The sequence below is a fragment of the Streptomyces sp. NPDC030183 genome (assembly GCF_055573455.1).
In genome coordinates this window covers 113253-136298 of the sequence record NZ_JBVIBK010000008.1, presented here as the reverse complement: position 1 = coordinate 136298, position 23046 = coordinate 113253, and the positions used below count along the sequence as shown (strand labels likewise).

The following is a 23046-nucleotide window of genomic DNA, read 5'->3' as shown; positions in this document are numbered from 1 at the left end:
GACTCGGCGGTCGCCCAGGGAGGGATCCGACTTCGGCCCGGACCGGCTACCGGGTGGCGGCCCTCGCCAGCTGGTCCAGCGTCGCGGCGACCGTGGGCACCTGGGCCAGGTCCGGCAGGGTGAGCGCCACGATCTCGCGGTGCACCGCCGGCTCCACCGTGATCATCCGTACGCCCTTGGGCCGCACCGACTCGATGGCCAGCTCCGGCAGGACCGCGACACCGAGGCCCGCGCCCACCAGACCGACCACCGCCGGGTAGTCGTCGGTGGCGAAGTCGATCCGGGGGGTGAACCCGGCGCTCTCACAGACCCGCACCAGCTGGCCCCGGCAGCGGGGGCAGCCGGCGATCCAGGACTCCCCCGCCAGTTCCCCGATGCCGATGGATCCCGCACGGGCCAGCCGGTGCCCCTGCGGAACGAGGCCGACGAGACGGTCGGTGAGCAGGGGGCGTACGACCAGGTCGTCCCACTCCTCGGCGCCCGCCGCGCCCTCGTAGCGGAAGGCGAGCGCGATGTCGCAGTCGCCCTCGCGGAGCAGTTCGACGGAGCGGGGCGGTTCGGCCTCCTCCAGGGAGACCCGGGTGCCGGGGTGGGCGGCGCGGAGGGCGGCGAGGGCGGTGGGCACGAGGGTGGAACTGCCGCTGGGGAAGGAGACCAGGCGGACCCGTCCGGCGCGCAGTCCCGCGATCGCGGCGACCTCCTCCTCGGCCGCGGTGAGACCGGCGAGGATCCCGGCCGCGTGCCGTACGAGCGCCTCGCCCGCCTGGGTGAGCCGCATCTCGCGGCCGCCGCGCACCAGCAGCGGTGTGCCGACGGACGATTCGAGCGCCTTCATCTGCTGGCTCACGGCGGGCTGGGTGCAGCCGAGTTCGCGGCCGGCCGCCGAGAAGGATCCGGTGGCGGCGACGGCACGCAGGACGCGGAGATGACGGGCCTCGATCACGGGTCGAGCATAAGGGCGGCTTGGAAGTGGCGGCGAATATCGTGTCGACGCTTTGACTGTCGCTCGCCTAGCGTGCCTGTATGAAGCTTTTGTCACTGAACCTCGGGCGGCCCTCGGCGGTCGACGTCCCCGAGGAGTCGAAGAGCGTGACAGGGATCGACAAGCGGCCGGTGACCGGGCCGGTGCGGGTGGCCGCGCCCGGCCCCAAGGGGGTGGGCGGCAGCGGACTGGCCGGTGACGCGGTGTGCAACCGGCAGCACCACGGGGGGAACGACCAGGCGGTCTACGCGTTCGCCCGCGAGGATCTGGACGCCTGGGAGCGCGAGCTGGGGCGACCTCTGCCGAGCGGGTCGTTCGGGGAGAACCTGACGACGGAGGGGCTGGACATCTCCGACGCTCTGATCGGGGAGCGCTGGCGGATCGGCGACGAGGTCGTCCTGGAGGTCACCTCCGGCCGCGTTCCGTGTCTCAACTTCCAGCGGCACCTCGGTGAGCGCGGCTGGGTCAAGCGCTTCGCGGGGAAGGGGGAGCCCGGGGCGTATCTGCGGGTCGTGCGGCCGGGCGAGATCCGGGCGGGCGACCCGATCGAGATCGTCCACCGCCCGGACCACGACGTCACCGTCGCGCTCGCCTTCCGGGCCACGATGAACGAGCGCGAGCTGCTGCCCCGTCTGCTGGCCGCGGGCGAGGCACTCCATTCGGAGATCCTGGAGTCGGCACGGAAGTACGCCGGCCGGCAGGGCGCGGGCGACGCCCCAACTGGTCGATGACCCGGGTCCGCTGAGGCACCGTCGGGCCCACCGCACGACTGCGGCCCAGGCGGTATCCGGACGACGGGCGGGGGCGACGACACCTTCGACGTCCGGAGTCGGGCGGCCGACCGTCTCCGCCCGTCACCCGGCTGCCCGCCGCCCCTGCCGTGCCACCGGGACTTCCGGCGCCGTGGGCAAGCGGATCAGCGCGGTCCGGGTCACTACCCTTGCGCCATGACAACGGCTCTGATTACGGGATCGACCGCGGGTATCGGCGCGGCCTTCGCACGGCGGCTGGCGGCGGACGGGCACAACCTGGTGCTGGTGGCGCGTGACACGAAACGGCTGCGGGAGCAGGCCACGGAGTTGCACGACCGGCACGGCATCGAGGCGGAGGTCCTGACGGCGGATCTCGCGACGGACGACGGCATCGAGGCGGTGGCGAAGCGGCTGTCCGACCGCAAGAGCCCGGTCGATCTGCTGGTCAACAACGCCGGGTTCGGCAACAAGGGCCGCTATCTCGACGTCTCGATGGCCGACGAGCTGAAGATGCTCAAGGTGCACTGCGAGGCGGTGCTCCGGCTGACCTCCGCGGCGGCCGAGGCCATGCGGGAGCGCGGCCGGGGCGGTGTCGTCAATGTGGCGTCGGTGGCGGCCTTCGTACCGCGGGGGACGTACGGGGCGTCGAAGGCGTGGGTGGTGCAGTTCACCCAGGGCGCGGCGAAGGACCTGGCCGGCAGCGGTGTCCGTCTGATGGCGCTGTGCCCGGGCTTCGTCCGCACGGAGTTCCACGAGCGGGCGGGCATGGGCACGGACAACATCCCGGGGTGGATGTGGCTCGACGCCGACAAACTGGTCACGGCGGCCCTGACCGACCTCTCCCGCGGCAAGACGGTGTCGATCCCCGATCCGCGCTACAAGACCCTGATGGGCGTGGTGAAGGTGCTGCCGCGGGGACTGCTGGGCGGGGTCAGTTCGAAGACGGGGCGGAAGTACGGGCCCCAGTAGCCGGGCGGGCCGGGGCGGGCTCGTCGTCCAGCGGCAGCGGGTGAGCGGCAGGCGGTGCGGGGAGAGAATGGAGCTGTCCGACCGGACCCAGGGGGGCCGGAGGTGGTCTTGTGACGTTTGTGCAGCTCATCGACTGCAGGACGAGCCGGTTCGACGAGATGGACCGGCTGATGGACAGGTGGGTCGAACAGACCAAGGGGAAGCGGACCGCGACGCACAGCATGATCGGCAGGGACCGGTCCGACGAGGCGCACTTCGTCGAGATCGTGGAGTTCCCGTCGTACGAGGAGGCCATGCGGAACTCCCAGCTGCCGGAGACGGACCGGATCTTCAACGAGATGGTGGCGCTCTGCGACGAGATGCCGACCTTCACGGATCTGGACGTGGTGCGCGACGAGCAGCTGAACGCGGACACCGCACGGAGGTTCTTCGAGACGCTGGGCGCGCGGGGTGAGCTGCCGCCGATGAACGATCTGCTGGTGGAGGACTATCACGACCACGACCCGGCGAACCCGCAGGACGTCATCGGCATGGACGCGGCCCGGCGTGAGTTCGCGATGTGGCGGACGGGCTTCGACTTCTCGTTCACGATCGAGGACCAGCTGGCCCAGGGCGACCGCGTGTGCACGCGGTGGACGTGGAACGCCACGCACAAGGGCGAGTTCCTCGGTATCGCGCCCACCGGGAGGAACGTCTCCATGACCGGGATGACATTCCATCGCTGCGCGCCGGACGGGAAGCTCACCGAGGGCTGGTGGCAGTACGACCGGCTGTCGCTGATGGGACAGCTGGGGGTGCTGGAAGGACTGGAGAAGTAGACGCGGGAGAAGCCCCCGTTCCGGCGCGCGGAACGGGGGCTTCTCACCTGGCTGCCCGGTGGGCGGCGGCTGCCTCAGTGGGCGTGGCCGTGACCGTGGCCGTGGCCCGCCTCGGCCGGCTCCTCTTCCTTCTTCTCGACGACCAGGGTCTCGGTCGTGAGGAGGAGGGAGGCGATGGAGGCGGCGTTCTCCAGGGCGGAGCGGGTGACCTTGACCGGGTCGATGACGCCGGCCTTGACCAGGTCGCCGTACTCGCCGGTGGCGGCGTTGTAACCGCTGCCCTTCTCCAGCTCGGCGACCTTGGAGACGATGACGTAGCCCTCCAGGCCGGCGTTCTCGGCGATCCAGCGCAGCGGCTCGACGGCGGCCTTGCGGACGACGGAGACACCGGTGGCCTCGTCGCCGTCCTTGCCGAGGTTGCCCTCGAGGACCTTCACGGCGTGGACGAGCGCGGAGCCACCACCGGAGACGATGCCCTCCTCGACCGCGGCGCGGGTCGCGGAGATGGCGTCCTCCAGACGGTGCTTCTTCTCCTTCAGCTCCACCTCGGTGGCGGCGCCGACCTTGATCACGCACACGCCGCCGGCCAGCTTCGCGAGGCGCTCCTGGAGCTTCTCGCGGTCCCAGTCGGAGTCGGTGTTCTCGATCTCGGACTTGATCTGGGCGACGCGGCCCTGGACGTCCTCGGAGTTGCCGGCGCCGTCGACGATCGTGGTGTCGTCCTTGGTGACGGTGACGCGGCGGGCGGTGCCGAGCACGTCGATGCCGACCTGGTCGAGCTTGAGGCCGACCTCCTCGGAGATGACGGTGGCGCCGGTGAGGACGGCCATGTCCTGCAGCATCGCCTTGCGGCGGTCGCCGAAGCCGGGGGCCTTGACGGCCACGGCGTTGAACGTGCCGCGGATCTTGTTGACCACGAGGGTGGAGAGCGCCTCGCCCTCGACGTCCTCGGCGATGATCAGCAGCGGCTTCGAGGAGTTGGTCTGGATGATCTTCTCCAGCAGGGGCAGCAGGTCGGCGATGGCGCCGATCTTGCCCTGGTGGATGAGGATGTAGGGCTCGTCGAGGACGGCCTCCATGCGCTCCTGGTCCGTGACGAAGTACGGCGACAGGTAGCCCTTGTCGAAGGCCATGCCCTCGGTGAAGTCCAGCTCCAGACCGAAGGTGTTGGACTCCTCGACGGTGATGACGCCGTCCTTGCCGACCTTGTCCATCGCCTCGGCGATGAGCTCGCCGACCTGCTGGTCCTGGGCGGACAGCGCGGCGACGGCGGCGATGTCGGACTTCTCGTCGATCGGGCGGGCCGACGCGAGGAGGTCCTCGGAGACCGCGGCGACGGCGGCGTCGATGCCCTTCTTCAGGGCGGCCGGGGAGGCGCCCGCGGCGACGTTCTTCAGGCCCTCGCGCACCAGCGCCTGGGCGAGCACGGTGGCGGTGGTGGTGCCGTCACCAGCGATGTCGTTGGTCTTGGTCGCCACCTCCTTCACCAGCTGCGCGCCGAGGTTCTCGTACGGGTCCTCGATCTCGACCTCGCGGGCGATGGTCACACCGTCGTTGGTGATGGTGGGGGCGCCGAACTTCTTGTCGATGACGACGTTGCGGCCCTTGGGGCCGATCGTCACCTTGACCGTGTCGGCAAGCTTGTTGACGCCGCGCTCGAGGGCGCGACGGGCGTCCTCGTCGAACTTCAGGATCTTCGCCATGGGAGCGTGAGCCCTCTCGGAAATCTAGGGGAAAAGAAACTGCGCCCCGGGCGCCCGGCTTGTTGGTGCTCGCGGGGGCCAGGGGCGCAGCTCGAAAACTTCTGAGGTGGTCTTACTTCTCGATGACCGCGAGCACGTCGCGGGACGAGAGGACGAGGTACTCCTCGCCGTTGTACTTCACCTCGGTGCCGCCGTACTTGCTGTACAGCACGATGTCGCCGACCGCCACGTCGAGCGGCAGGCGCTCGCCGTTCTCGAAGCGGCCCGGGCCCACGGCGAGGATGACGCCCTCCTGGGGCTTCTCCTTCGCGGTGTCCGGGATGACCAGGCCAGAGGCGGTGGTCTGCTCGGCGTCGAGCGGCTGGACCACGATGCGGTCCTCGAGCGGCTTGATGGCAACCTTGGAGCTGGTGGTCGTCACGATCCGACCTCCCCCTTCGGAGATCTCACGGGGTTAACTGTCTGAGGTGGCGACCAGGTGGATCCGTCGTCGCGGGTGCCGGACCTGCCCGTCGCGTGGTTGGCACTCTCCAGGGGGGAGTGCCAGACCTGAGACTATGACCGTGGTTAGCACTCGGTCAAGCGGACTGCTAATTGCGGCCGCGTGGCGTGGTGCGGGACCCCGGGTTGCCGTGAGGTTCCGCCCGCGGAGGCGCTCCTCAGAGGTAATCCTCCAAACGACCCACCGTCAGACCTTGTTCCTGCACGCGGCGCAGGAGCGTCGTGGTCACGTGGGTGAGGGTGGCACCGTTCGGCGGGCCCGCGCCCCGGAGGTGGACGACGACGATGTCGCCGGGCCGGAGGCGGTCGCCGGCGGCGGGGCGGAAGCCGTCGAGGCCCATGGACGCGCGCCACAGCACGACGGCGGTGACGCCGCAGTCGGCGGCGGCGCGGAGCGTGGTGGTGTCGTGGACGCCGTAGGGCGGGCGGAACAGGGTGGGGCGGATACCGAAGCGCTGCCTCAGCTTGTCCTGCTGGCCGCAGATCTCGGCCCGCTGGCCGGCGTACGGCAGGCCGCGCAGGGCGGTGTGGTCGAGGGTGTGGTTCTGCACGGTGGCGCCGACGGCGCGGAGCCGGGCGAAGTGGGCGTAGCCCGGGCCGACGACGCTGTCCGTGAGGAACACGCTGACCGGCAGCCGCAACTCCCGCACCATCCGCACGAAGCGCGGGTCCTTCTCCACTCCGTCGTCGTACGTCAGGAACACCACCTTGTCGCGGGTGGCCACGCGCTCGACGACGGGAGCCAGCCCGGGGCGTGCGCCCCGGGGCGCGGGCGGCCGGTCGGGGTTCGCCGGGGCAGGGGCGAGCGGGTCGGAGAGCCCCCAGCGACGGTACGCGGGCGGCCGGGCCGTGGCCTGGGGCCGCCCCGCGCGGCGACGGGCCGGCTCGGCCTGACGACCGGGCGGATCGACGCGATGCCCCGAGGGCGGGGCGGGGTGGCCGGGCGGATCGACGCGACGTCCCGGCGGTGGGGCGGGGTGGCCGGGCGGATCGACGCGACGCCCCGACGGTGGGGCGGGGTGGCCGGGCGGATCGACGCGACGCCCCGACGGCGGGGCGGGGTGGCCGGGCAGGTCGGCGCCATGCCCCGGCGGTGGGGCGGCGTGGCCGTGAACCGGGGCCGTCCCCTGCTGTCCGCTCTCCGTGGAGCTCGTCGTGGGCGTGCCGTCCCGCGACGTGGTGCCCCCGATGCCACCCACGGCGCCCCCAGCGCCCCCAGCGCTCCCGTCGCCCCCGGCGCACCCCGACGCGATGATTGACGCGGCGAGCAGCAGCGCGGGCATGGTGCGTGCGGCCCGTCGTCTGCCGCCGGCCTGCGCCCTGAAACTCGTCCGCTTCACCCTCGTTTCATCATTTTGTCGTACGAGTCGCATGGCGCCGCATCCTCGCAGGGCGCGCCCAGCGCCCCGGCCCGACACCGCCACCACCGGCACGCCCGTCCACCGGGTGGCCCACAATGGCCCGGTGAACGACCTCTCCCCCGACTCCACCGACTCCTTCCTCGCCCCCCTGCTGACCCCCGAGGGCCGCGCCCTCCTCCACGAGGTGCGCGGGGTGGAACCGGCGCGGGAGCTGGCCGTGGCGACCCGGCTGCGCCGTACGCACCCGGCGGACCTCGTCTCGGCGGCCATCGCCCAGGCGCGGCTGCGGCAACGGGCGGTGGCGAAGTTCGGGGCCGAGGACGCGGCGCGGATGTTCTTCACGCCCAACGGGGTCGAGCAGTCGACGCGGACGAGCGTGGCGACGTACCGCGCGGAGTGCTTCCAGGCGCTCGGCGTGGGGTCGGTCGCCGACCTGTGCTGCGGGATCGGCGGGGACGCGATCGCGTTCGCGCGGGCCGGTATCCGGGTCCTGGCCGTCGACCGCGACCCGCTGACCGCGGCGGCGGCCCGCGCCAACGCCGACGCGCTCGGGCTCGCCCATCTGATCGAGGTGCGCGAGGCGGACGTGACGGAGGTGGACACGGCCGGGTACGACGCCGTGTTCGTCGACCCGGCCCGGCGCTCCGCCAAACGCGGCCGGATCTTCGACCCGGAGGCGTACTCACCGCCGCTGTCGTGGGCCGTGTCGGCCGCGCTGAAGGCGCCGCTCGGCGCGCTCAAGATCGCACCGGGCATTCCGCACGAGGCGATCCCGCCGGAGGCCGAGGCCGAGTGGATCTCGGACGGCGGGGACGTGAAGGAGGCCGTGCTGTGGTTCCGCCCCGACGGGACACCGGGGGCGCGGCGGGCGGTACTGCTCCCCTCGGAGGCGGGGATCTACGCCTCACCTGCCACGATGCTGCCCGACCCGGCGGTCCGGCCGGTCGGGCGGTACCTGTACGAGCCGGACGGCGCCGTCATCCGCGCGCATCTGGTCGCCGAGGTCGCCGAGGATCTGGAGGGCGGGCTGATCGACCCCACGATCGCGTACATCACCGCCGACGAGCACCACGTCACCCCGTACGCGACCGCGTACGAGATCACCGACGTCCTGCCCTTCAACGTCAAGAAGCTCAAGGCCCTGCTGCGGGAACGGGAGGTCGGCGTCCTGACCGTGAAGAAGCGGGGGTCGGCCGTCGAGCCGGAGGAACTGCGCCGCAAGGCCCTGCCGAAGCCGCAGGGCACCGCTTCGGCGACGGTCTTCCTGACCCGGGTGGCGGGCGCGCCGACCATGCTGATCGGCCGTCCGGTCTGAGGGGCCCGGCGGTCATCCGAGGGACCCGGCGGTCATCCGAGGGACCCGGCGGTCATCCGAGGGGCCCGGCGGTCAGGGGGCGGCACTGTCCTCCCCGCTGCCCTCCTTCCCCGCTGCCCTCCCCTGTCTTCCTCGCCCGGGTGAGCAGCAGTTCCCGTTCTCGTTCGTTGCGGGCGAGGGCTGCCGCCCGCTCGAACTCCTCGCGGGCCTCGTCGCCGCGGTCCAGGCGGGTGAGGAGGTCGCCCCGGACGCTCGGGAGCAAGTGGTAGTCCCGCAGGGCCGGTTCCGCGGCCAGGCGGTCGACGATCTCCAGCGCGGCGGCAGGGCCGTCGGCCATCGAGACGGCGACCGCGCGGTTCAACTCGACCACCGGCGACGGCGAACGGGCGGCCAGCAGGGCGTACAGGGTCGCGATGCGCGGCCAGTCGGTCTCCTCGTAGGTGTACGCCTGGGCGTGGCACGCGGCGATGGCGGCCTGGAGCGTATACGGGCCGGGGTTGCCGTGGGCCGCGGCGGTGGCGCGGCCCAGCGCGGTGAAGCCGCGGGCGATGAGGAGGCGGTTCCAGCGGCGGCGGTCCTGGTCCTTGAGGAGCACCGGCTCACCGCTCGGGCCCGTGCGGGCGGCGGCCCGTGACTCCTGGAGCTCCAGCAGCGCCACCAGCCCGTGCACCTCGGGTTCCTTCGGCATCAGCTCCGCGAGGACGCGAGCGAGCCGCAGCGCGTCCTCGCACAGCGCGGGGCGCAGCAGGTCGTCGCCCGCGGTGGCGGCGTACCCCTCGTTGAAGACGAGGTAGATGACCTCCAGGACGGAGTCGAGGCGGGCCTCGCGGTCGGGGCCGTAGGGCACCTCGAAGGGGACGCCCTTCTGCGCGAGGGTCCGCTTGGCTCGGACGATGCGCTGCGCGACGGTGGCCTCCGGCGAGAGGAAGGCGCGCGCGATCTCCGCCGTGGTGAGGCCGCCGAGGAGGCGGAGGGTGAGGGCGATGCGGGCCTCGGCGGAGAGCACGGGGTGGCAGGCCGTGAAGACGAGGCGCAGGAGGTCGTCGTCGATGTCGTCGGGGTCGGACGGCGCGTCCAGGTACTGCCCCGCCGGGTTCGCCGCCTCCAGGTCCCGGCCGACTTCCTCCAGCTTGCGCGCGTAGCGTTCCCGGCGGCGCACCAGGTCGATCGCCCGGTGCTTGGCGGTGGTCGTGAGCCAGGCGCCCGGGTTGTCCGGGACCCCGTCGCGCGGCCACTGCTCCAGCGCGGCGACGAGCGCGTCCTGGGCCAGCTCCTCCGCGATCCCGACGTCCCGCACGATCCGGGCGACCCCGGCGATGATACGGGGCGACTCGATGCGGAAGACGGTCTCGATGGCCTTGCGGGGGTCCGCCGGGGCGCGCCCCGCGCCTCCGGTGCCGATGGTGGGCTGTGGTGTCACAACCCACCATCAGACACCCGCGGGGCGCCCCGGCCAAGCGGGACCCCTCAGCCCTCCGCGATCTCCCGCACCTCGCAGGTCACCGTCCAGTGCTCCTCGTGCACCTTCACGAACCGGGTGGCCCACTCGACGGCCTCGTCCATGTCCTTGCACTGCATGAGGGCGTAGCCGCCGACGACCTCCTTGGTCTCGGTGAACGGCCCGTCGGTGACCGACAGCTCGCCGCCCGACCAGCGGACCCGCTTGCCCTGGGCACTGGGCAGCAGCCCGGCGGTGTCGAGCATGACCCCGGCCTTGGTGATCTCCTCCAGCAGGTCGCCCATCCGCTGCATCAGCTCGGGGCTCGGGCCCTCGGCGGGGGCGGTGGACTCGTCGATCCGGACCATCGACAGATAGCGCGGCATGGTGGCTCCTTCGGCAGGGGCGGCGGGGTCTCTCCCCGCCTCTCACCCCTTGCGTCGAACGAGGAGACACCGGATCGACACGCGAGCCGAACTTCTTCGAGGAATTTTTTTGACGGGTCCGCCGCGCCGTCACCACAGCTCAGCTCAGCTCAGCTCACCTCAGCGAGTCCCACAGCTCCTTCGCCTCCGGCTCGTCCGCGACGACACGGTTGGGGTCGTAGGGGGCGGGGACGACCGGCATCATCACCGTCCTCGTCGCGTCGGACGACAGCCCTTTCAGGCTCTGGCCCAGCCTGACGAGGTCGCTCAGGGAGTCGAGGCCGGTGTCGGTGGTGAGGCTGCCGGTGACGGCGTCGGCGGCCCGGTACAGCTCGGCGGGGTCGGTCAGGAGGCTGGTGGCGGAGATCTGGTCCAGCAGGGCCTTCACCAGCTTCTGCTGGAGACCTATGCGGCCGAGGTCACTGCCGTCGCCTATGCCGTGACGGGTCCGGGCCAGGGCCAGGGCCTGTGTGCCGTCGAGGTGATGGGTGCCGGCCTCCAGGGTCAGGTGGCTGTCCTCGTCGTCGATGTCCTCGTCCGTGGTGACGGTGACACCGCCGAGCGCGTCGACCAGTTCGGCGAAGCCCGCGAAGTCGATCTCGATGTAGTGGTCCATGCGGACGTTCGTCAGGGACTCGACGGTCTTCACGGCGCAGACGGGACCGCCCACCGCGTACGCGCTGTTGAACATGGCGTTGTACGCGACCGCCGTGGAACCGCCCGACTCCAGGGGGCAGGACGGGCGGGTGACCAGGGTGTCGCGGGGGATGCTGACGATCGTCGCCGCGGTGCGGCCCTCGTCGATGTGGACGACCATCGCGGTGTCGGAGCGGGCACCGGAGGTCTCGCCGCCGCCGCCCAGCTCAGCGTTCTCCCTGCCGCTGCGGGAGTCGGAGCCGAGGACCAGGATGTTCAGGGCGCCGCTCGGCAGCGGTTCGGCGGCGTCGGACGCCGAAGGAGCCGCGGTCGGCGTGGGTCTCGCCGGGCGGTCGTCGCCGAGCGCGCTGTTGATGTCGACGCTTCGGATGTTGTCGTTGAGCCGCCAGAACGCCCAGCCCGCGCCCGCGGCACCGAGTACGAGGACGCCGGCGAGCGTGCCTCCGGCGATCTTCAGCCAACGCGGCCGTCTGCCCGCGCCCTCGTACTCCTCGTCTTCTTCACCCTTCACACACAGGAACGTACGTCCGAATTATGACGAGCGTGAACTCCTGCGCCCATTCCTTCGTAAATTCTCATACTTTTCGCAGCGACTCTCGGGGGACCGCTCAGCCCAGCGTCACCGTCGGGACCGGATTGCTGCCGCTCCAGGACGCGTTGAAGCCGAACATCACCGAACCGCCGCTCGGCACGCTCCCGTTCCACGACGCGTTCGAGCAACTGACCGTCGCCCCGGTCTGGGTGCAGACCGCGTTCCACGCCGTGGTGATGCGCTGGCCCGCCCCGAACGTCCAGTTGGCCCGCCAGGAGGAGAGCGAGGACCCGGCGGCGCAGCTGATCGTCACATAGCCCGTGAAGCCGGTGTTCCACTGGCTCTGGACGCTGTACGACGCCGAGCAGCCGGTCGGCGGCGGGGGCTCGGTGACCGTGCCGCCTAGCGCGGAGACGATGCCGTAGTAGGCGGGTTTGGGCCGGTAGTTCTCGTCGTACGGGGTGGCCGCGCCCTCGCCGGGGAAGACCTCCGGGATCCAGGAGTCGGAGTCGGTGAAGCCCCAGACGGTCACGCCGGTGCAGCGGGGCACGGCCACGCACGCCTTGAACACGGCCTCGTACTCGGTGCGCTGCTGCGCCAGCTTGGCGTCGGTGGCGGGCGTCTGCATCCGGATGTCGAGTTCCGTGATGGCCACGTCCAGGCCCAGGTCGGCGAAGCGCTGGATGTTCTGCTGGAAGGTCGACGGGACCTGACCGAGGATCAGATGGGCCTGGAGGCCCACGCCGTCGATCGGGACGCCGCGCGCCTTGAGGTCCTTGACCAGGTTGTAGAGGGCCGTGGACTTCGCGTTGATTCCCTCGACGTTGTAGTCGTTGATGTAGAGCTTCGCGGCCGGGTCGGCGGCGCGGGCGGCGGTCAGCGCCTGGGCGATGTAGTCGGCGCCGAGGCCGTTGTACCAGAGGGTCGGGCGGTAGGTGCCGTCCTCGTTGAACGGCTCGTTCACCACGTCCCAGGCGGCGAGGCGGCCCTTGTAGCGGCCCACTTCGAGCGCGATGTGGTCGGTCATCAGCTGGCGCAGCTGGGCGGGCGTCCAGGTGCCCTTGTCCAGCCAGTCCGGGTTCTGGCTGTGCCAGAGGAGGGTGTGGCCGCGTACGTCCTGGTCGTGGGCCTCGGCGAAGTCGACGATCTGGTCCGCCTCGGTCCAGTTGAAGTTGCCGCGGCTGGGCTCGACGGAGCCCCACTTCATGGCGTTGCCGGGGGTGAGCCAGTTGAACTCCCGGCCGGCGATGGCGCCGTAGGTGCCGGTGAGCTTGGAGCCGGTCACGGCGGTGCCGATCGCCTTGCCCTTGGCGGCGGCGAGGTCGCGCAGCGGTGTGTCGGCGGCGTGGGCGGCGGGGGCGGCGACGAGCAGGGCGGCGGCCGCGGACACGCCGGTGAACAGGGCGGCGAGGCGGGCCCCTAAAGACGGGCGCCGGGTTCCGGGGGACGTGCTCGGGGAGGTTCTCATTGCGGGTGCCTCCGAAAGTTTCGGTCGTGCAACCGATTGACTGCGGAGCAGTGTGGGGGCGCCCGGAACCCACGTCAATACGCACGGAACACGTGGAACACGCGGAACACGCGGAACAACCGCCCGACGGCACCCCGAGGCGACCCGGAGCCGCCCTACGCCTCCGGCGGCGGCGCCGTGCTGCTGCGCACCACCAGGCTCGTCGCCAGCTCCACCCGGGTCGCCGACGAGGCGCCGTCCTGCCGGCCGAGGTCCAGCACCAGCCGGGCCGCCGCCTCCGCCATCTCCATCAGCGGCTGCCGTACGGTCGTCAGCGGCGGCCCCACCCAGCGGGCCACCGGCAGGTCGTCGAACCCGACGACGCTCAGGTCCTCCGGGATGCGCAGCCCCAGCTCACGGGCGGCCTCGTACAGGCCGAGCGCCTGGAGGTCGTTCCCGGCGAAGACGGCGGTGGGCCGGTCGGGGCGGCGCAGCAGCTCCAGGCCCAGCCGGTACCCCGTCTCGTGGTGGAAGTCCCCGGCCCTGATCAGCCCCGGGTCGACGGGCAGCTCGGCGGTCTCCAGGGCAGCCCGGTAGCCGTCGACGCGGGCCCGGCTGCACATCATCCGGGAGGGCCCGGTGATCGCGCCGATGCGGCGGTGGCCCAGCTCGACGAGGTGCCGGGTGGCGGCCAGTCCGCCCTGCCAGTTGGTGGCGCCGATCGACGGCACGTCGGCGCCGGGGTCGCCCGCCGGGTCCATCACCACGAAGGGGATGGAGCGGCTGGTCAGCAGGGCGCGCTGCGACTCGTCGAGCCCGGACAGGACGAGGACGACGCCGTGCGGGCGGCGGGCGGCGACCTGGTCGGCCCAGGTCCGGCCGGGGGTGAGCCGGCCCGCGCTCTCGGAGAGCACGACGCTCAGGCCCTCCTCGCGGGCGACGTTCTCGACGCCCCGGATGACCTCCATGGCCCAGGCGCTCTCCAGCTCGTGGAAGACGAGGTCGATGAGCGGGGACCGGGTCGCCTCGGCCCGTCGGCGCCGGTAGCCGTACTCGCGCAGGAGCTCCTCGACCCGGGTGCGGGTGGCGGGGGCGACATCCGCACGGCCGTTGAGCACCTTCGAAACAGTCGGAGCGGAGACGCCGGCCTGACGGGCGATCTCAGCGAGCGTCGCGGTCTGCGTGGACTGCGACACGCGCGCTCTTGTCTGGGTTTCCTCTGGCTTCGCGGAGTTCATGGGCCGGATCGTATCCCTGCGCGACCCCTTGACGAACCCTTTCGACAGCCATACGTTCCCGGAACATTCGAAGAGACAGACGAAACATTCGCAGGACCGCACATCCGCACCACCCCGCACCACGGTGCGCGGCGCAGCCGTACCACCGTGCACCACCCGCACAACCGCACGGCCGATACATCCGAAACGTTCGTGAGAGGTGCTTGTCAATGGAGTCGAACAGAGGGCGGACGTTCAGCAGGCGCTGGTTCCTCGGCGCCGGTACCGCCTCCTTGGCCACCGCGGGACTCGGCGCCGGCCTCACCGCCTGCGGCTCCGGCGGCTCCGGGGCCGGCGACGGCAAGACGGTCACCGCGTTCGTCTACGGCGACGACGCGGTGAAGGTCCAGCAGGCCGCCGTCGACCGCTACAACAAGTCGGCCGCCGCCAAGAAGGCCGGCGGCACGATCAAGCTCCAGAAGGTCCCCGGCTCCGACTACTCCCCCAAGCTCCGCACGGCCATGGGCTCCCCGAGCGCCCCCGACGTGTTCTTCAACTGGGGCGGCGGCTCCATCAGGACGTACGAGGAGGCCGGCAAGCTCGTCGACCTCACGGACATCATCGCGGACGACCCGGTCCTCAAGAGCGGCTTCCTGCCGTCCGTGCTGTCCGCCGGCGACCTCAAGGGCCGCCACTACGGCATCCCGATGCGCGGGATGCAGCCGGTGATCCTCTTCTACAACAAGTCCGTCTTCGCCGAGCACAAGCTCCAGCCGCCCACCACCTGGGACCAGCTCCTCGACATCAACGCCAAGCTGAAGAAGGCGAAGATCACCCCGTTCGCGCTCGGCGGCTCCGACCTCTGGCCCAACCTGATGTGGCTGGAGTACCTGGTCGACCGCCTCGGCGGCCCCGAGGTCTTCAAGCGCATCCAGGACGGCGACTCCGAGGGCTGGGGCGACCCGGCGGTCCTCAAGGCCGCCGAACTGGTCAAGCAGCTCGTCGACGACGGCGCCTTCGGCTCCAAGTTCACCTCGGTGTCGTACGTCAACGGCGGCGCCCCGGCGGTCTTCGCCAAGGGCAAGGCGGCCATGCACCTGATGGGCTCCTGGGAGTACTCCACGCAGCTCGGCAAGTTCCCGGACTTCGCCAAGAGCAACCTGGGCTGGGCCGCGTTCCCGACCGTGGAGGGCGGCACGGGCGACGTCCGCAACGTCGTCGGCAACCCCACCAACTACTGGTCCATCAACGCCCGTACGAAGAACAAGGACCTGGCGATCGGCTTCCTCAAGGAGTGCGCGTCGGAGGCGTACGCCAAGGACCTGATCGCCAACGGCGACGTGCCGACCACCTCCAACGCGAAGAAGCTCCTGGCGTCCGCGCCGAACCCCGAGTACGCCGCGTTCCAGTACGACCTGGTGGAGAAGGCGCCCGCGTTCACGCTCTCCTGGGACCAGGCGCTCGGTGACGCGCTCGGCACCAAGATGCACACGGAGATAGGCAAGCTGTTCGCGGGGAAGTCGTCGCCGAGCGAGTTCGTGACGGCCTGCAAGGGGCTGAAGTGACCGCGACGGTCCAGAAGACCTCCGCGGTCGGGCAGGGGTCCGGGAAGGCGTCGCGGGTGGGCCGCCCGCACGCCGTCTGGGCCCTGCCCGCCGTGCTCTTCTTCACCTTCTTCGCCGTCGTGCCGATGGGCCTCGCGCTCTATCTGTCCTTCACCAGCTGGGACGGCCTGGGCGACCCCCGGCCGGTGGGCCTCGACAACTGGAAGAAGCTGCTCGACGACCCCCGCCTCACCCAGTCGCTGACGCTGACGGTGGTCCTGACCGTGGCCAGCTGGGCGTTCCAGACGGTCGTGGGGCTGCTGCTCGGCGTGTGGGCGGCGGGACGCCAGCGCAACCGGGCGGTGCTGTCCGCGATCTTCTTCGTGCCGTTCCTGCTCTCCTCCACGGCCATCGCGATCCTGTTCTACGCGCTGCTCGACCCGAACTTCGGCATCATCCAGGCGGACACCCTGGGCTCGCAGAGCGGCGCGTTCCTCGCGATCGTCTTCGTCGGCGGCTGGCAGTTCATCCCGTTCCACACGCTGATCTACCAGGGCGGGGCCCGGCAGATCCCGGAGGTCCTCTACCAGGCGGCCGCGATCGACGGCGCCGGCCGCTACCGCCAGTTCTTCTCGATCACGCTGCCGCAGCTGCGGCACACGATCACCACGTCCACGGTCCTGATCGTGGTCGGCTCGCTGACGTACTTCGAGACGGTCCTGATCCTCACCAAGGGCGGCCCGGGCACGGACACCGCGATCCTGCCGTACCTGATGTACGAGGCGGGCTTCAAGCAGTACGACTTCGGCTACGCGAGCGCCATCGCGACGTTCCTCGTCATCGCCGCGACGGGCCTCTCGCTGGTCCTCGTGCGGCTGACCGGGTTCGGCTCCATGCGCAGCACCCGCGAAGGGATGTGACGCCATGTCACACGACACGTTGGCGCGCCCCGCGAAGACCCGGCGCCCGGACGGGGGAGAACCGCCGACGGCCACCCGCCGGCGCCGCCACTGGACGCGGCGGCCCAACCCGGTCGCGGGCCTCGGCGCGTTCGTCTGGCTGGTCATCGTCCTGATCCCGATCTACGCGATGCTGTCGGCCTCCCTCACGGGCACGGACAACGCCCTGACGGGCAACCCGCTGAGGCCGCCCACGGACCCGACGCTCGACAACTACAACACGGTCCTGAGCAGCGGCTTCGGTCATCTGATGACCAATACGGCACTCGTCGCCGTGGCGGTCGTCGGCATCGTCCTCGTCCTGTCCATCCCGCTCGCGTACGTGGCCGTCCGCACCCGGAACCGCTGGTCGAACGCCGCGTTCCGGCTGTTCCTGCTCGGCGTGGCGATCCCCGCCCAGGCGGTCGTCGTCCCGCTGTACCTGCTGATCGCGAAGCTCGACCTGTACGACACCCTGCTCGCGGTCATCCTGCCGACGGCGGCCTTCGCGATGCCGGTGTCCGTGCTGGTGCTGGTCGGCAGTCTGCGGGACGTCTCGGAGGACCTGTACGAGGCGATGGCCCTGGACGGCGCCTCACCCACGCGGATGCTCTTCCAGCTGACGATCCCGCTGGCCAAGGGCGGCATCAGCACCGTGGTGATCTACTCGGCGCTCCAGGCGTGGAACGGGTTCCTGTTCCCGCTGATCTTCACCCAGTCCGACGGGCCGCGGGTCCTCACCCTCGGCCTCTTCAACTACGTCAGCCAGTTCGGCGTCAACATCCCCGCCGTGCTCGCCTCCGTCGTCCTCTCCGGCATCCCGATCTTCGCCGTCTACCTGGTGGCGCGACGGGCCCTGGTGGGCGGGCTGATGGGCGTGGGCGGCAAGTGAGCAGGCGAGCCCTTTGCGCATCCCTGAAACTCACCGACCACCGACAGGAGTTTCATGACCACCCCTTGGCGTGACCGCGCCCTGCCCGCCGCCGAGCGGGTCGAGGACCTGCTGTCCCGGATGACCCTCGAAGAGAAGACCGCGCAGCTGTACGGCGTGTGGGTGAAGAACGACGCGAACGGCGAGGACATCGCCCCCGACGAGGCGGGCATGACGGAGGCGTTCGACTTCGACGAGCTGATCACCCGGGGCCTCGGGCAGCTCACCCGCGTCTTCGGCACGGCCCCCCTCGACCCCGAGGAGGGCGCGCGGGTCCTGGCCCGCTTCCAGCGCCGCATCATGGCCGCGAACCGCTTCGGCATCCCGGCCGTCGCCCACGAGGAGTGCCTGGCCGGCTTCACCAGCTGGCGCGCGACGGCCTACCCGGTGCCCCTCGCCTGGGGCGCGACCTTCGATCCGTCCCTCGTCGAGGAGATGGCCCGGAGCATCGGCCGGGACATGGCGTCGGTCGGCGTCCACCAGGGCCTGTCCCCCGTTCTCGACGTCGTCCGCGACCCGCGCTGGGGGCGGGTCGAGGAGACCGTGGGCGAGGACCCGTACCTGGTGGGCACGATCGGCTCGGCGTACGTCCGGGGACTGGAGTCCGCCGGGATCGTGGCCACGCTGAAGCACTTCGCCGGGTACGCCGCGTCCGTGGGCGCCCGTAACCACGCGCCCGTACGCGCCGGCGTGCGCGAGTTCGCGGACGTGGTCCTGCCGCCGTTCGAGATGGCGTTGCGGGAGGGCGGTGCCCGCTCGGTCATGGCCGCGTACACGGAGACCGACGGCATCCCCGTGTCCGCCGACCGGGCCCTGCTCACCGAACTCCTCCGCAACGACTGGGGCTTCACCGGCACCGTCGTCTCCGACTACTTCGGCATCGGCTTCCTGGAGACCAACCACCGGGTGGCGGGCAGCCGCGCGGAGGCCGCGCACGCCGCGCTGGCCGCCGGGATCGACGTGGAGCTGCCGAGCCTGCGCTGCTACGGCGAGCCCCTGGTCGAAGCCGTGAAGGCCGGCGAGATCCCCGAGTGCCTGGTGGATGTGGCCGCCCGCCGGGTCCTGCTCCAGAAGTGCGAGCTGGGCCTCCTGGACGAGGACTGGAGCCCCGAGCCGGCCACCGCCCCGGTCGACTTCGACCCGCCCCGCAACCGCGCCCTGGCCCGCCGCCTCGCCGAGGAGTCGGTGGTACTGCTGGACAACCCCGACGCCGTGCTGCCGCTCGCCCCCGACGTCAGGATCGCCGTCGTCGGCCCCCGCGCGGACGACCCCTTGGCCATGCTGGGCTGCTACTCCTTCCCCTCCCACGTCCTGCCCGCCCACCCCGACACCGCCCTCGGCATCGAGATCCCGACCGTCCTTGAGTCCCTGCGCTCCGAACTGCCCGACGCGAAGATCACCTACGCACCGGGCAGCACGGTCGACGGCGACGACACGGAAGGGTTCACGGAGGCGGTCGCCCGCGCGTCCGAGGCCGACATCTGCGTGGCGGTCCTCGGCGACCGCGCCGGCCTCTTCGGCCGGGGCACCTCCGGTGAGGGCTGCGACGCGGAGGACCTCCGGCTCCCGGGCGTCCAGGGGAAGCTGCTGGACGCGCTCGTCGCCACGGGCACGCCGGTCGTCCTGGTCCTCCTCACCGGCCGCCCCTACGCGCTGGGCCGCTGGCACGGCGGGCTCGCCGCCTCCGTCCAGGCGTTCTTCCCGGGCGAGGAGGGCGGCCCGTCGGTGGCGGGAGTGCTGTCGGGCCGCATCACCCCTTCCGGGCGCCTCCCGGTCAGCGTCCCGAAGAGCCCCGGCGGCCAGCCGTGGACGTACCTCCAGCCGCCCATGGGCCTGTTCGGCGGGGCGAGCAACATCGACCCGACCCCGCTGTACCCCTTCGGGCACGGCCTCTCGTACACGACGTTCGAGTGGACCGACTTCGAGGGCGGCGGTGACGGGGTACCGGAGATCGGCACGGACGGCGAGTACGACGTCGCGGTGACCGTACGCAACACCGGGGACCGGCCCGGCGCGGAGGTCGTGCAGCTCTACCTCCACGACCCGGTGGCCACGGTGACCCGCCCCGACATCCGCCTGGTCGCCTACCAGCGCCTGGACCTGGCGCCCGGCGAGGCCCGCCGCGTGCGGTTCCGCTTCCACGCGGACGTGTCGTGCTTCGCCGACCGCACGGGCCGCCTCGTGGTGGAACCGGGCACCCTGGAACTCCGCGTGGCCGCGTCCAGCTCCGACGTCCGCCACGGGGTGCGCTTCGCGCTGAAGGGCCCCGTACGCGAGGTGGGCCCGGACCGCCGCCTGCACTGCGAGACGGAGGTCCGGGCGGTCGACTGACGCGCTGCTCAGCCGGCCTGGGCCGCCGCGAACGGAACGAAGGCGGCCCAGGCGGAGGGGTGGAGGCCGAGGGGGGTGAGGGTGGTGTCCTTGGAGTCACGGACGTGGATGGTGCGGGGGGTTGCGGCGACCTCTATGCAGTTGTCGCCTGCGGTGCCGCTGTAGGTGGACTTGCGCCATTCCAGGGCGACCTCGACGCAGTTGTCGCCCTCGGTACCGCTGTAACTGGGCTTGAACCAGGCCAGTTCGGTGGTGCTCATAGCGCTCCTCTGATCCGCTCCAACAGGCCCACGGAGTCCAGCGGATTGAGGGCCTGTGCGCGGAGTGTCGCATATCGGCGGTGCAGTACGGCGGCCTCTTTTGCGTCGGCGACCAGCCGCCCGGTCTCCTGCCCCTCCGCATAGGCGAGATGGCGCCCGTCAGGTGTTTCCAGCAGAGCCAGCGGACCATCCAGCCCCGCGTGCGCCTCGCACTCCAGCGGAACGATCTGGATCTCGACGTTGCGCAGGTGAGCGCACGCCAGCATGTAATCGATAAGCCCCCGCAGGACCTCGGCGCCGCCCAGCCGACGCCGGACGACGTGCTCGTCCACGACGAAGCTGAACGACGTGTTGGGGCGCTCACGAAACATCCGCTGCCGCTCCATGCGCGCCGCGACCTGCGCTTCCAACTGCTCGTCCGACAGCGGCGGAAGACGGTTGCTGAACACCGCTCGCGCGTACCCCTCCGACTGCAACAGCCCCGGCGCCAGGCGGCACTCATACGTGGCGAGGTACACCGCCTCCCGCTCCAACCTCGCCCACGTCCTGAACCAAGCCGCCAGCCCCGGCTGTCGGCTCATGTGCCGGAACGCCCCCCGAACCGCCCCCGTCGCGCCCGTCACCCCCTCCGCCAGCTCCACGAACCGCTGGTCCGCCAACCGGCGCCCCAATTCGATCGAGGCGACCGAGTGCTTGGACAGATGGACGCGCGCCCCGAACTCCTCCCGGCTCAACCCGGCGTGCTCCCGCAGCGCCTGCACCACCGCACCGAACGCCTTCATGCTGTCCGACGACTCGGGCTCACCACCCGGCCCCTGTGACGCCCACTCAACACCGTGCACCATCAACCCAGCGTGACGGGGCGCTCACCGTACTGTCCATCGAACGCCGCGTACTCTCCTCCCAGTACGCGGGCACGTGAACGGAGTGGCGATGAGCGGTCAGGACAGCAGCGGCATAGCGCGGGAGTACCGCGGGACCCGGCGGATGCCGGCCCAGTCCGTCCTATTGGTGGCCACCGGCGTACTGGTCGGCGCCTCGTCCGCGCTCGCGATGACGGAGTCCCGCGCATCGGTCTGGAACGGCTTCGCCCTCGCCGTCTGGACGGTCGCCATCGGCCGGGCGGTACTGGAGCAGTGGCGGGCGCGCACGTCCGTCACCGCCGAGGGCGTCACCGTACGCGGAGCGCTGCGTACCCGTACCTGGCCCTGGTCCAACGTCTACGGCATCCGGGTCGAGGACAACAAGCGGGGCTTCCCTCGCTGGTCGGGGTATCTGTACGCGGCCGACGGCCGCCGCGCCCGCCTCCCGCACATCGACGAGCACCAGTTGGCCGACCCGATCGCCGAGGTCGCCGACCTGTACGCCACCGCCGTACGGCTCGGGCTCGTGTCGCCGCAGACGCGGCCCGACGTGGACGCGCGGATCGAGCGCGGGGCGCGGCAACGCACGGCGTGGCGGCGGTCGGCCGTCGTCGTCGTGGTGGTCGCGGTCGCGATGTTCGTCCTCGACAGCTGGCTCCTCTTCACCGACCGGCCGACGCACACGTTCCTGCTGGTCCTGTGCGTCCCGCTGCTCTGCCTCCCGGTCGCCTTCCTCGCCCTGGACCGCGTCGGCGAGGCTCGGGCCGCCCGGGCCTCGTGACACCGGCCTCTCAGCCCTCGTCCTCGTCCTCGTCCTCGTCGGGCGGCTCGAACACGAAGTACACGCTCAGGCACAACGGCTCGTCCTCGCCGCGGTACTTGGCTGTCCTCCTCCGAGTCGTCGAAGCCTTCCGGGACGTCCAGGCAGCGGGAGGGGTCCAACATCACGGCACCGTCCTTGACGATCGAGGTGGCCGCACCCCCGGGGGGATCTCCTGGGCGTGCCACCGGGAAGGACGCCTTGCGGCGAGGAAGGTTGCCTGCGGCGCGCGGGGTCGCGGCAATCGGCTCGCGTTCCCTCTTGCGTGCGCACCCGACGAGACCCCATCATCAGGATTCCTGTTGATTTAACTTTGTAGCGATGGGACTCGCCGTGCCACTCAAGACACAGATGCAGGCCAGAGGCGTCCAGTTGCTCTTCGGCCGGATCATGAGCCGGGTGCACGAGGACCTGCGCTTCACCGACATCCCGAAGCACACGGAAACCCTCCAGGTGGAGACCGGCGCCGGGACGGTGACCTGCACCGTCTACCGCCCGCCCGCCACGACCCCCGACCCCGCCCCGGTCTACGTCAACTTCCACGGCGGCGGCTTCGTGGTCGCCCGCCCCGAGCAGGACGACCACCTGTGCCGCTACATAGCCGCCACGGCCGGCTGCGTGGTGATCAACGTGGACTACGGTGTCGCCCCGCAGCAGACGTACCCCGCCCCCGTCGTCCAGGCGTACGACGTCACCGCCTGGGTGGCCGAGAACGGCCCCGCCCACAACTGGGACGGCTCGCGGCTCGCCGTGGGCGGACACAGCGCCGGGGCCAATCTGACCGCCGCGGTCTGCCGCACGGCCAGGGACCGCGGCACGTTCACGCCCCGCCTGCAGATCATCGACTCGGCGCCGCTCGACCAGCTCGCCGACCCGGCCACCAAGCAGTCCCCCATCGCCAAGCCCCTGCTCGCGCCGGGACTCATGCGGATCTTCACCGCCGCCTACGTCCCGGACCCCGCCGACCTGACGCATCCGCTGGTGTCGCCCGCGCTCGCCGACGACCTGACCGGACTGCCGCCCGCGCTGGTCATCACCGCGGAGCACGACCGGCTGCGCGACGAGGGCGACGCCTATGCCAAGGCGCTGGAAGCCGCGGGCGTTCCGGTCGCCCACCGCTGCTTCGAGGGCGTCGACCACTACTTCACGCACACCGGCCCGGTGGAGGCGGGGAAGGAGGCCATCGACCTGATGGCCACCACCCTGCGCACGGCCCTCAGCGCCTGACACGGCGGATCAAGC

At 71.4% G+C, this 23046-nt stretch carries 21 protein-coding genes; 10 read left to right on the top strand and 11 right to left on the bottom strand.

Features of this window, described 5'->3' with window-relative positions; all coding sequences use genetic code 11:
• Nucleotides 1–46: 46 nt before the first annotated feature.
• The gene (locus ACZ4Z2_RS12065) at nucleotides 47–943 is read right to left on the bottom strand and encodes a LysR family transcriptional regulator (RefSeq protein WP_468074901.1); all 897 of its coding nucleotides are present in this window, start codon (nucleotides 941–943) and stop codon (nucleotides 47–49) included.
• An 80-nt stretch (nucleotides 944–1023) separates the two neighbouring features.
• Here ACZ4Z2_RS12065 and ACZ4Z2_RS12060 point away from each other — a divergent pair, with 80 nt between their 5' ends.
• The 3 genes from ACZ4Z2_RS12060 (at nucleotide 1024) to ACZ4Z2_RS12050 (ending at nucleotide 3521) form a co-directional block, all read left to right on the top strand.
• Nucleotides 1024–1713, top strand: coding sequence for an MOSC domain-containing protein (locus tag ACZ4Z2_RS12060; protein ID WP_468074899.1), 690 nt, complete (start codon nucleotides 1024–1026; stop codon nucleotides 1711–1713).
• Between the two features lie 216 nt (nucleotides 1714–1929).
• Nucleotides 1930–2703, top strand: a complete 774-nt coding sequence (locus ACZ4Z2_RS12055; RefSeq protein WP_468074897.1) for an SDR family NAD(P)-dependent oxidoreductase — start codon at nucleotides 1930–1932, stop codon at nucleotides 2701–2703.
• 110 nt (nucleotides 2704–2813) lie between these two features.
• Complete coding sequence (locus ACZ4Z2_RS12050) at nucleotides 2814–3521, top strand: ester cyclase (protein ID WP_468074895.1); 708 nt, start codon at nucleotides 2814–2816, stop codon at nucleotides 3519–3521.
• A gap of 74 nt (nucleotides 3522–3595) precedes the next feature.
• Here the strand turns inward: ACZ4Z2_RS12050 and groL are convergent, their stop codons facing one another.
• The 3 genes from groL to ACZ4Z2_RS12035 all read right to left on the bottom strand — a co-directional run bounded on the left by groL (nucleotide 3596) and on the right by ACZ4Z2_RS12035 (nucleotide 6450).
• A complete protein-coding gene (groL, locus tag ACZ4Z2_RS12045) occupies nucleotides 3596–5224 on the bottom strand; it encodes a chaperonin GroEL (protein ID WP_468074894.1) in 1629 nt (542 codons plus the stop codon).
• 112 nt (nucleotides 5225–5336) lie between these two features.
• A complete protein-coding gene (gene groES, locus ACZ4Z2_RS12040; protein WP_468074892.1) occupies nucleotides 5337–5645 on the bottom strand; it encodes a co-chaperone GroES in 309 nt (102 codons plus the stop codon).
• Between the two features lie 238 nt (nucleotides 5646–5883).
• Nucleotides 5884–6450: a polysaccharide deacetylase family protein gene (locus ACZ4Z2_RS12035; protein WP_468074890.1), complete on the bottom strand. Its 567-nt coding sequence runs from the start codon at nucleotides 6448–6450 to the stop codon at nucleotides 5884–5886.
• Nucleotides 6451–7189: 739 nt separating this feature from the next.
• Here ACZ4Z2_RS12035 and ACZ4Z2_RS12030 point away from each other — a divergent pair.
• On the top strand, nucleotides 7190–8401 hold the full coding sequence (locus tag ACZ4Z2_RS12030; RefSeq protein ID WP_468074888.1) for a class I SAM-dependent methyltransferase: 1212 nt from the start codon (nucleotides 7190–7192) through the stop codon (nucleotides 8399–8401).
• A gap of 52 nt (nucleotides 8402–8453) precedes the next feature.
• On the opposite strand, the gene ACZ4Z2_RS12025 is transcribed toward ACZ4Z2_RS12030, so the two are convergent.
• The 5 genes from ACZ4Z2_RS12025 to ACZ4Z2_RS12005 form a co-directional block, all read right to left on the bottom strand.
• Complete coding sequence (locus tag ACZ4Z2_RS12025) at nucleotides 8454–9821, bottom strand: RNA polymerase sigma factor (RefSeq protein ID WP_468074886.1); 1368 nt, start codon at nucleotides 9819–9821, stop codon at nucleotides 8454–8456.
• 47 nt (nucleotides 9822–9868) lie between these two features.
• On the bottom strand, nucleotides 9869–10225 hold the full coding sequence (locus ACZ4Z2_RS12020) for a YciI family protein (protein WP_468074884.1): 357 nt from the start codon (nucleotides 10223–10225) through the stop codon (nucleotides 9869–9871).
• Nucleotides 10226–10379: 154 nt separating this feature from the next.
• Complete coding sequence (locus tag ACZ4Z2_RS12015) at nucleotides 10380–11438, bottom strand: LCP family protein (RefSeq protein ID WP_468075102.1); 1059 nt, start codon at nucleotides 11436–11438, stop codon at nucleotides 10380–10382.
• Between the two features lie 91 nt (nucleotides 11439–11529).
• A complete protein-coding gene (locus ACZ4Z2_RS12010; protein ID WP_468074882.1) occupies nucleotides 11530–12921 on the bottom strand; it encodes a glycoside hydrolase family 10 protein in 1392 nt (463 codons plus the stop codon).
• Nucleotides 12922–13076: 155 nt separating this feature from the next.
• Entirely contained in the window at nucleotides 13077–14138 is a 1062-nt protein-coding gene (locus ACZ4Z2_RS12005) for a LacI family DNA-binding transcriptional regulator (protein WP_359696033.1), read from the bottom strand.
• Between the two features lie 209 nt (nucleotides 14139–14347).
• On the opposite strand from ACZ4Z2_RS12005, the gene ACZ4Z2_RS12000 reads away from it, so the two are divergent.
• From ACZ4Z2_RS12000 to ACZ4Z2_RS11985, 4 genes are read left to right on the top strand one after another with little or no spacing between them, the layout of a single operon-like run.
• On the top strand, nucleotides 14348–15682 hold the full coding sequence (locus ACZ4Z2_RS12000; RefSeq protein ID WP_468074880.1) for an ABC transporter substrate-binding protein: 1335 nt from the start codon (nucleotides 14348–14350) through the stop codon (nucleotides 15680–15682).
• Nucleotides 15679–16581, top strand: coding sequence for a carbohydrate ABC transporter permease (locus ACZ4Z2_RS11995; RefSeq protein WP_468074878.1), 903 nt, complete (start codon nucleotides 15679–15681; stop codon nucleotides 16579–16581). The genes ACZ4Z2_RS12000 and ACZ4Z2_RS11995 overlap by 4 nt, the downstream gene beginning before the upstream one ends.
• Before the next feature lie 4 nt (nucleotides 16582–16585).
• Nucleotides 16586–17491, top strand: a complete 906-nt coding sequence (locus ACZ4Z2_RS11990; RefSeq protein ID WP_468074876.1) for a carbohydrate ABC transporter permease — start codon at nucleotides 16586–16588, stop codon at nucleotides 17489–17491.
• A 54-nt stretch (nucleotides 17492–17545) separates the two neighbouring features.
• Nucleotides 17546–19861 (top strand): beta-xylosidase/alpha-l-arabinosidase, encoded by a 2316-nt coding sequence (locus ACZ4Z2_RS11985; protein WP_468074874.1) that lies wholly within the window; start codon nucleotides 17546–17548, stop codon nucleotides 19859–19861.
• Between the two features lie 8 nt (nucleotides 19862–19869).
• Here ACZ4Z2_RS11985 and ACZ4Z2_RS11980 read toward each other — a convergent pair whose 3' ends face one another.
• Complete coding sequence (locus ACZ4Z2_RS11980) at nucleotides 19870–20121, bottom strand: DUF397 domain-containing protein (protein WP_468074872.1); 252 nt, start codon at nucleotides 20119–20121, stop codon at nucleotides 19870–19872.
• The gene (locus ACZ4Z2_RS11975) at nucleotides 20118–20966 is read right to left on the bottom strand and encodes a helix-turn-helix domain-containing protein (protein WP_468074870.1); all 849 of its coding nucleotides are present in this window, start codon (nucleotides 20964–20966) and stop codon (nucleotides 20118–20120) included. Before ACZ4Z2_RS11975 ends, ACZ4Z2_RS11980 begins: the two co-directional genes overlap by 4 nt.
• A gap of 88 nt (nucleotides 20967–21054) precedes the next feature.
• Here ACZ4Z2_RS11975 and ACZ4Z2_RS11970 point away from each other — a divergent pair, with 88 nt between their 5' ends.
• A complete protein-coding gene (locus ACZ4Z2_RS11970; RefSeq protein WP_468074868.1) occupies nucleotides 21055–21765 on the top strand; it encodes a PH domain-containing protein in 711 nt (236 codons plus the stop codon).
• A 429-nt stretch (nucleotides 21766–22194) separates the two neighbouring features.
• Nucleotides 22195–23031 carry an alpha/beta hydrolase gene (locus ACZ4Z2_RS11965; protein WP_468075100.1) on the top strand — a complete coding sequence of 279 codons (837 nt, stop codon included), beginning with the start codon at nucleotides 22195–22197 and terminating at the stop codon, nucleotides 23029–23031.
• The last annotated feature ends 15 nt before the right edge of the window (nucleotides 23032–23046 follow it).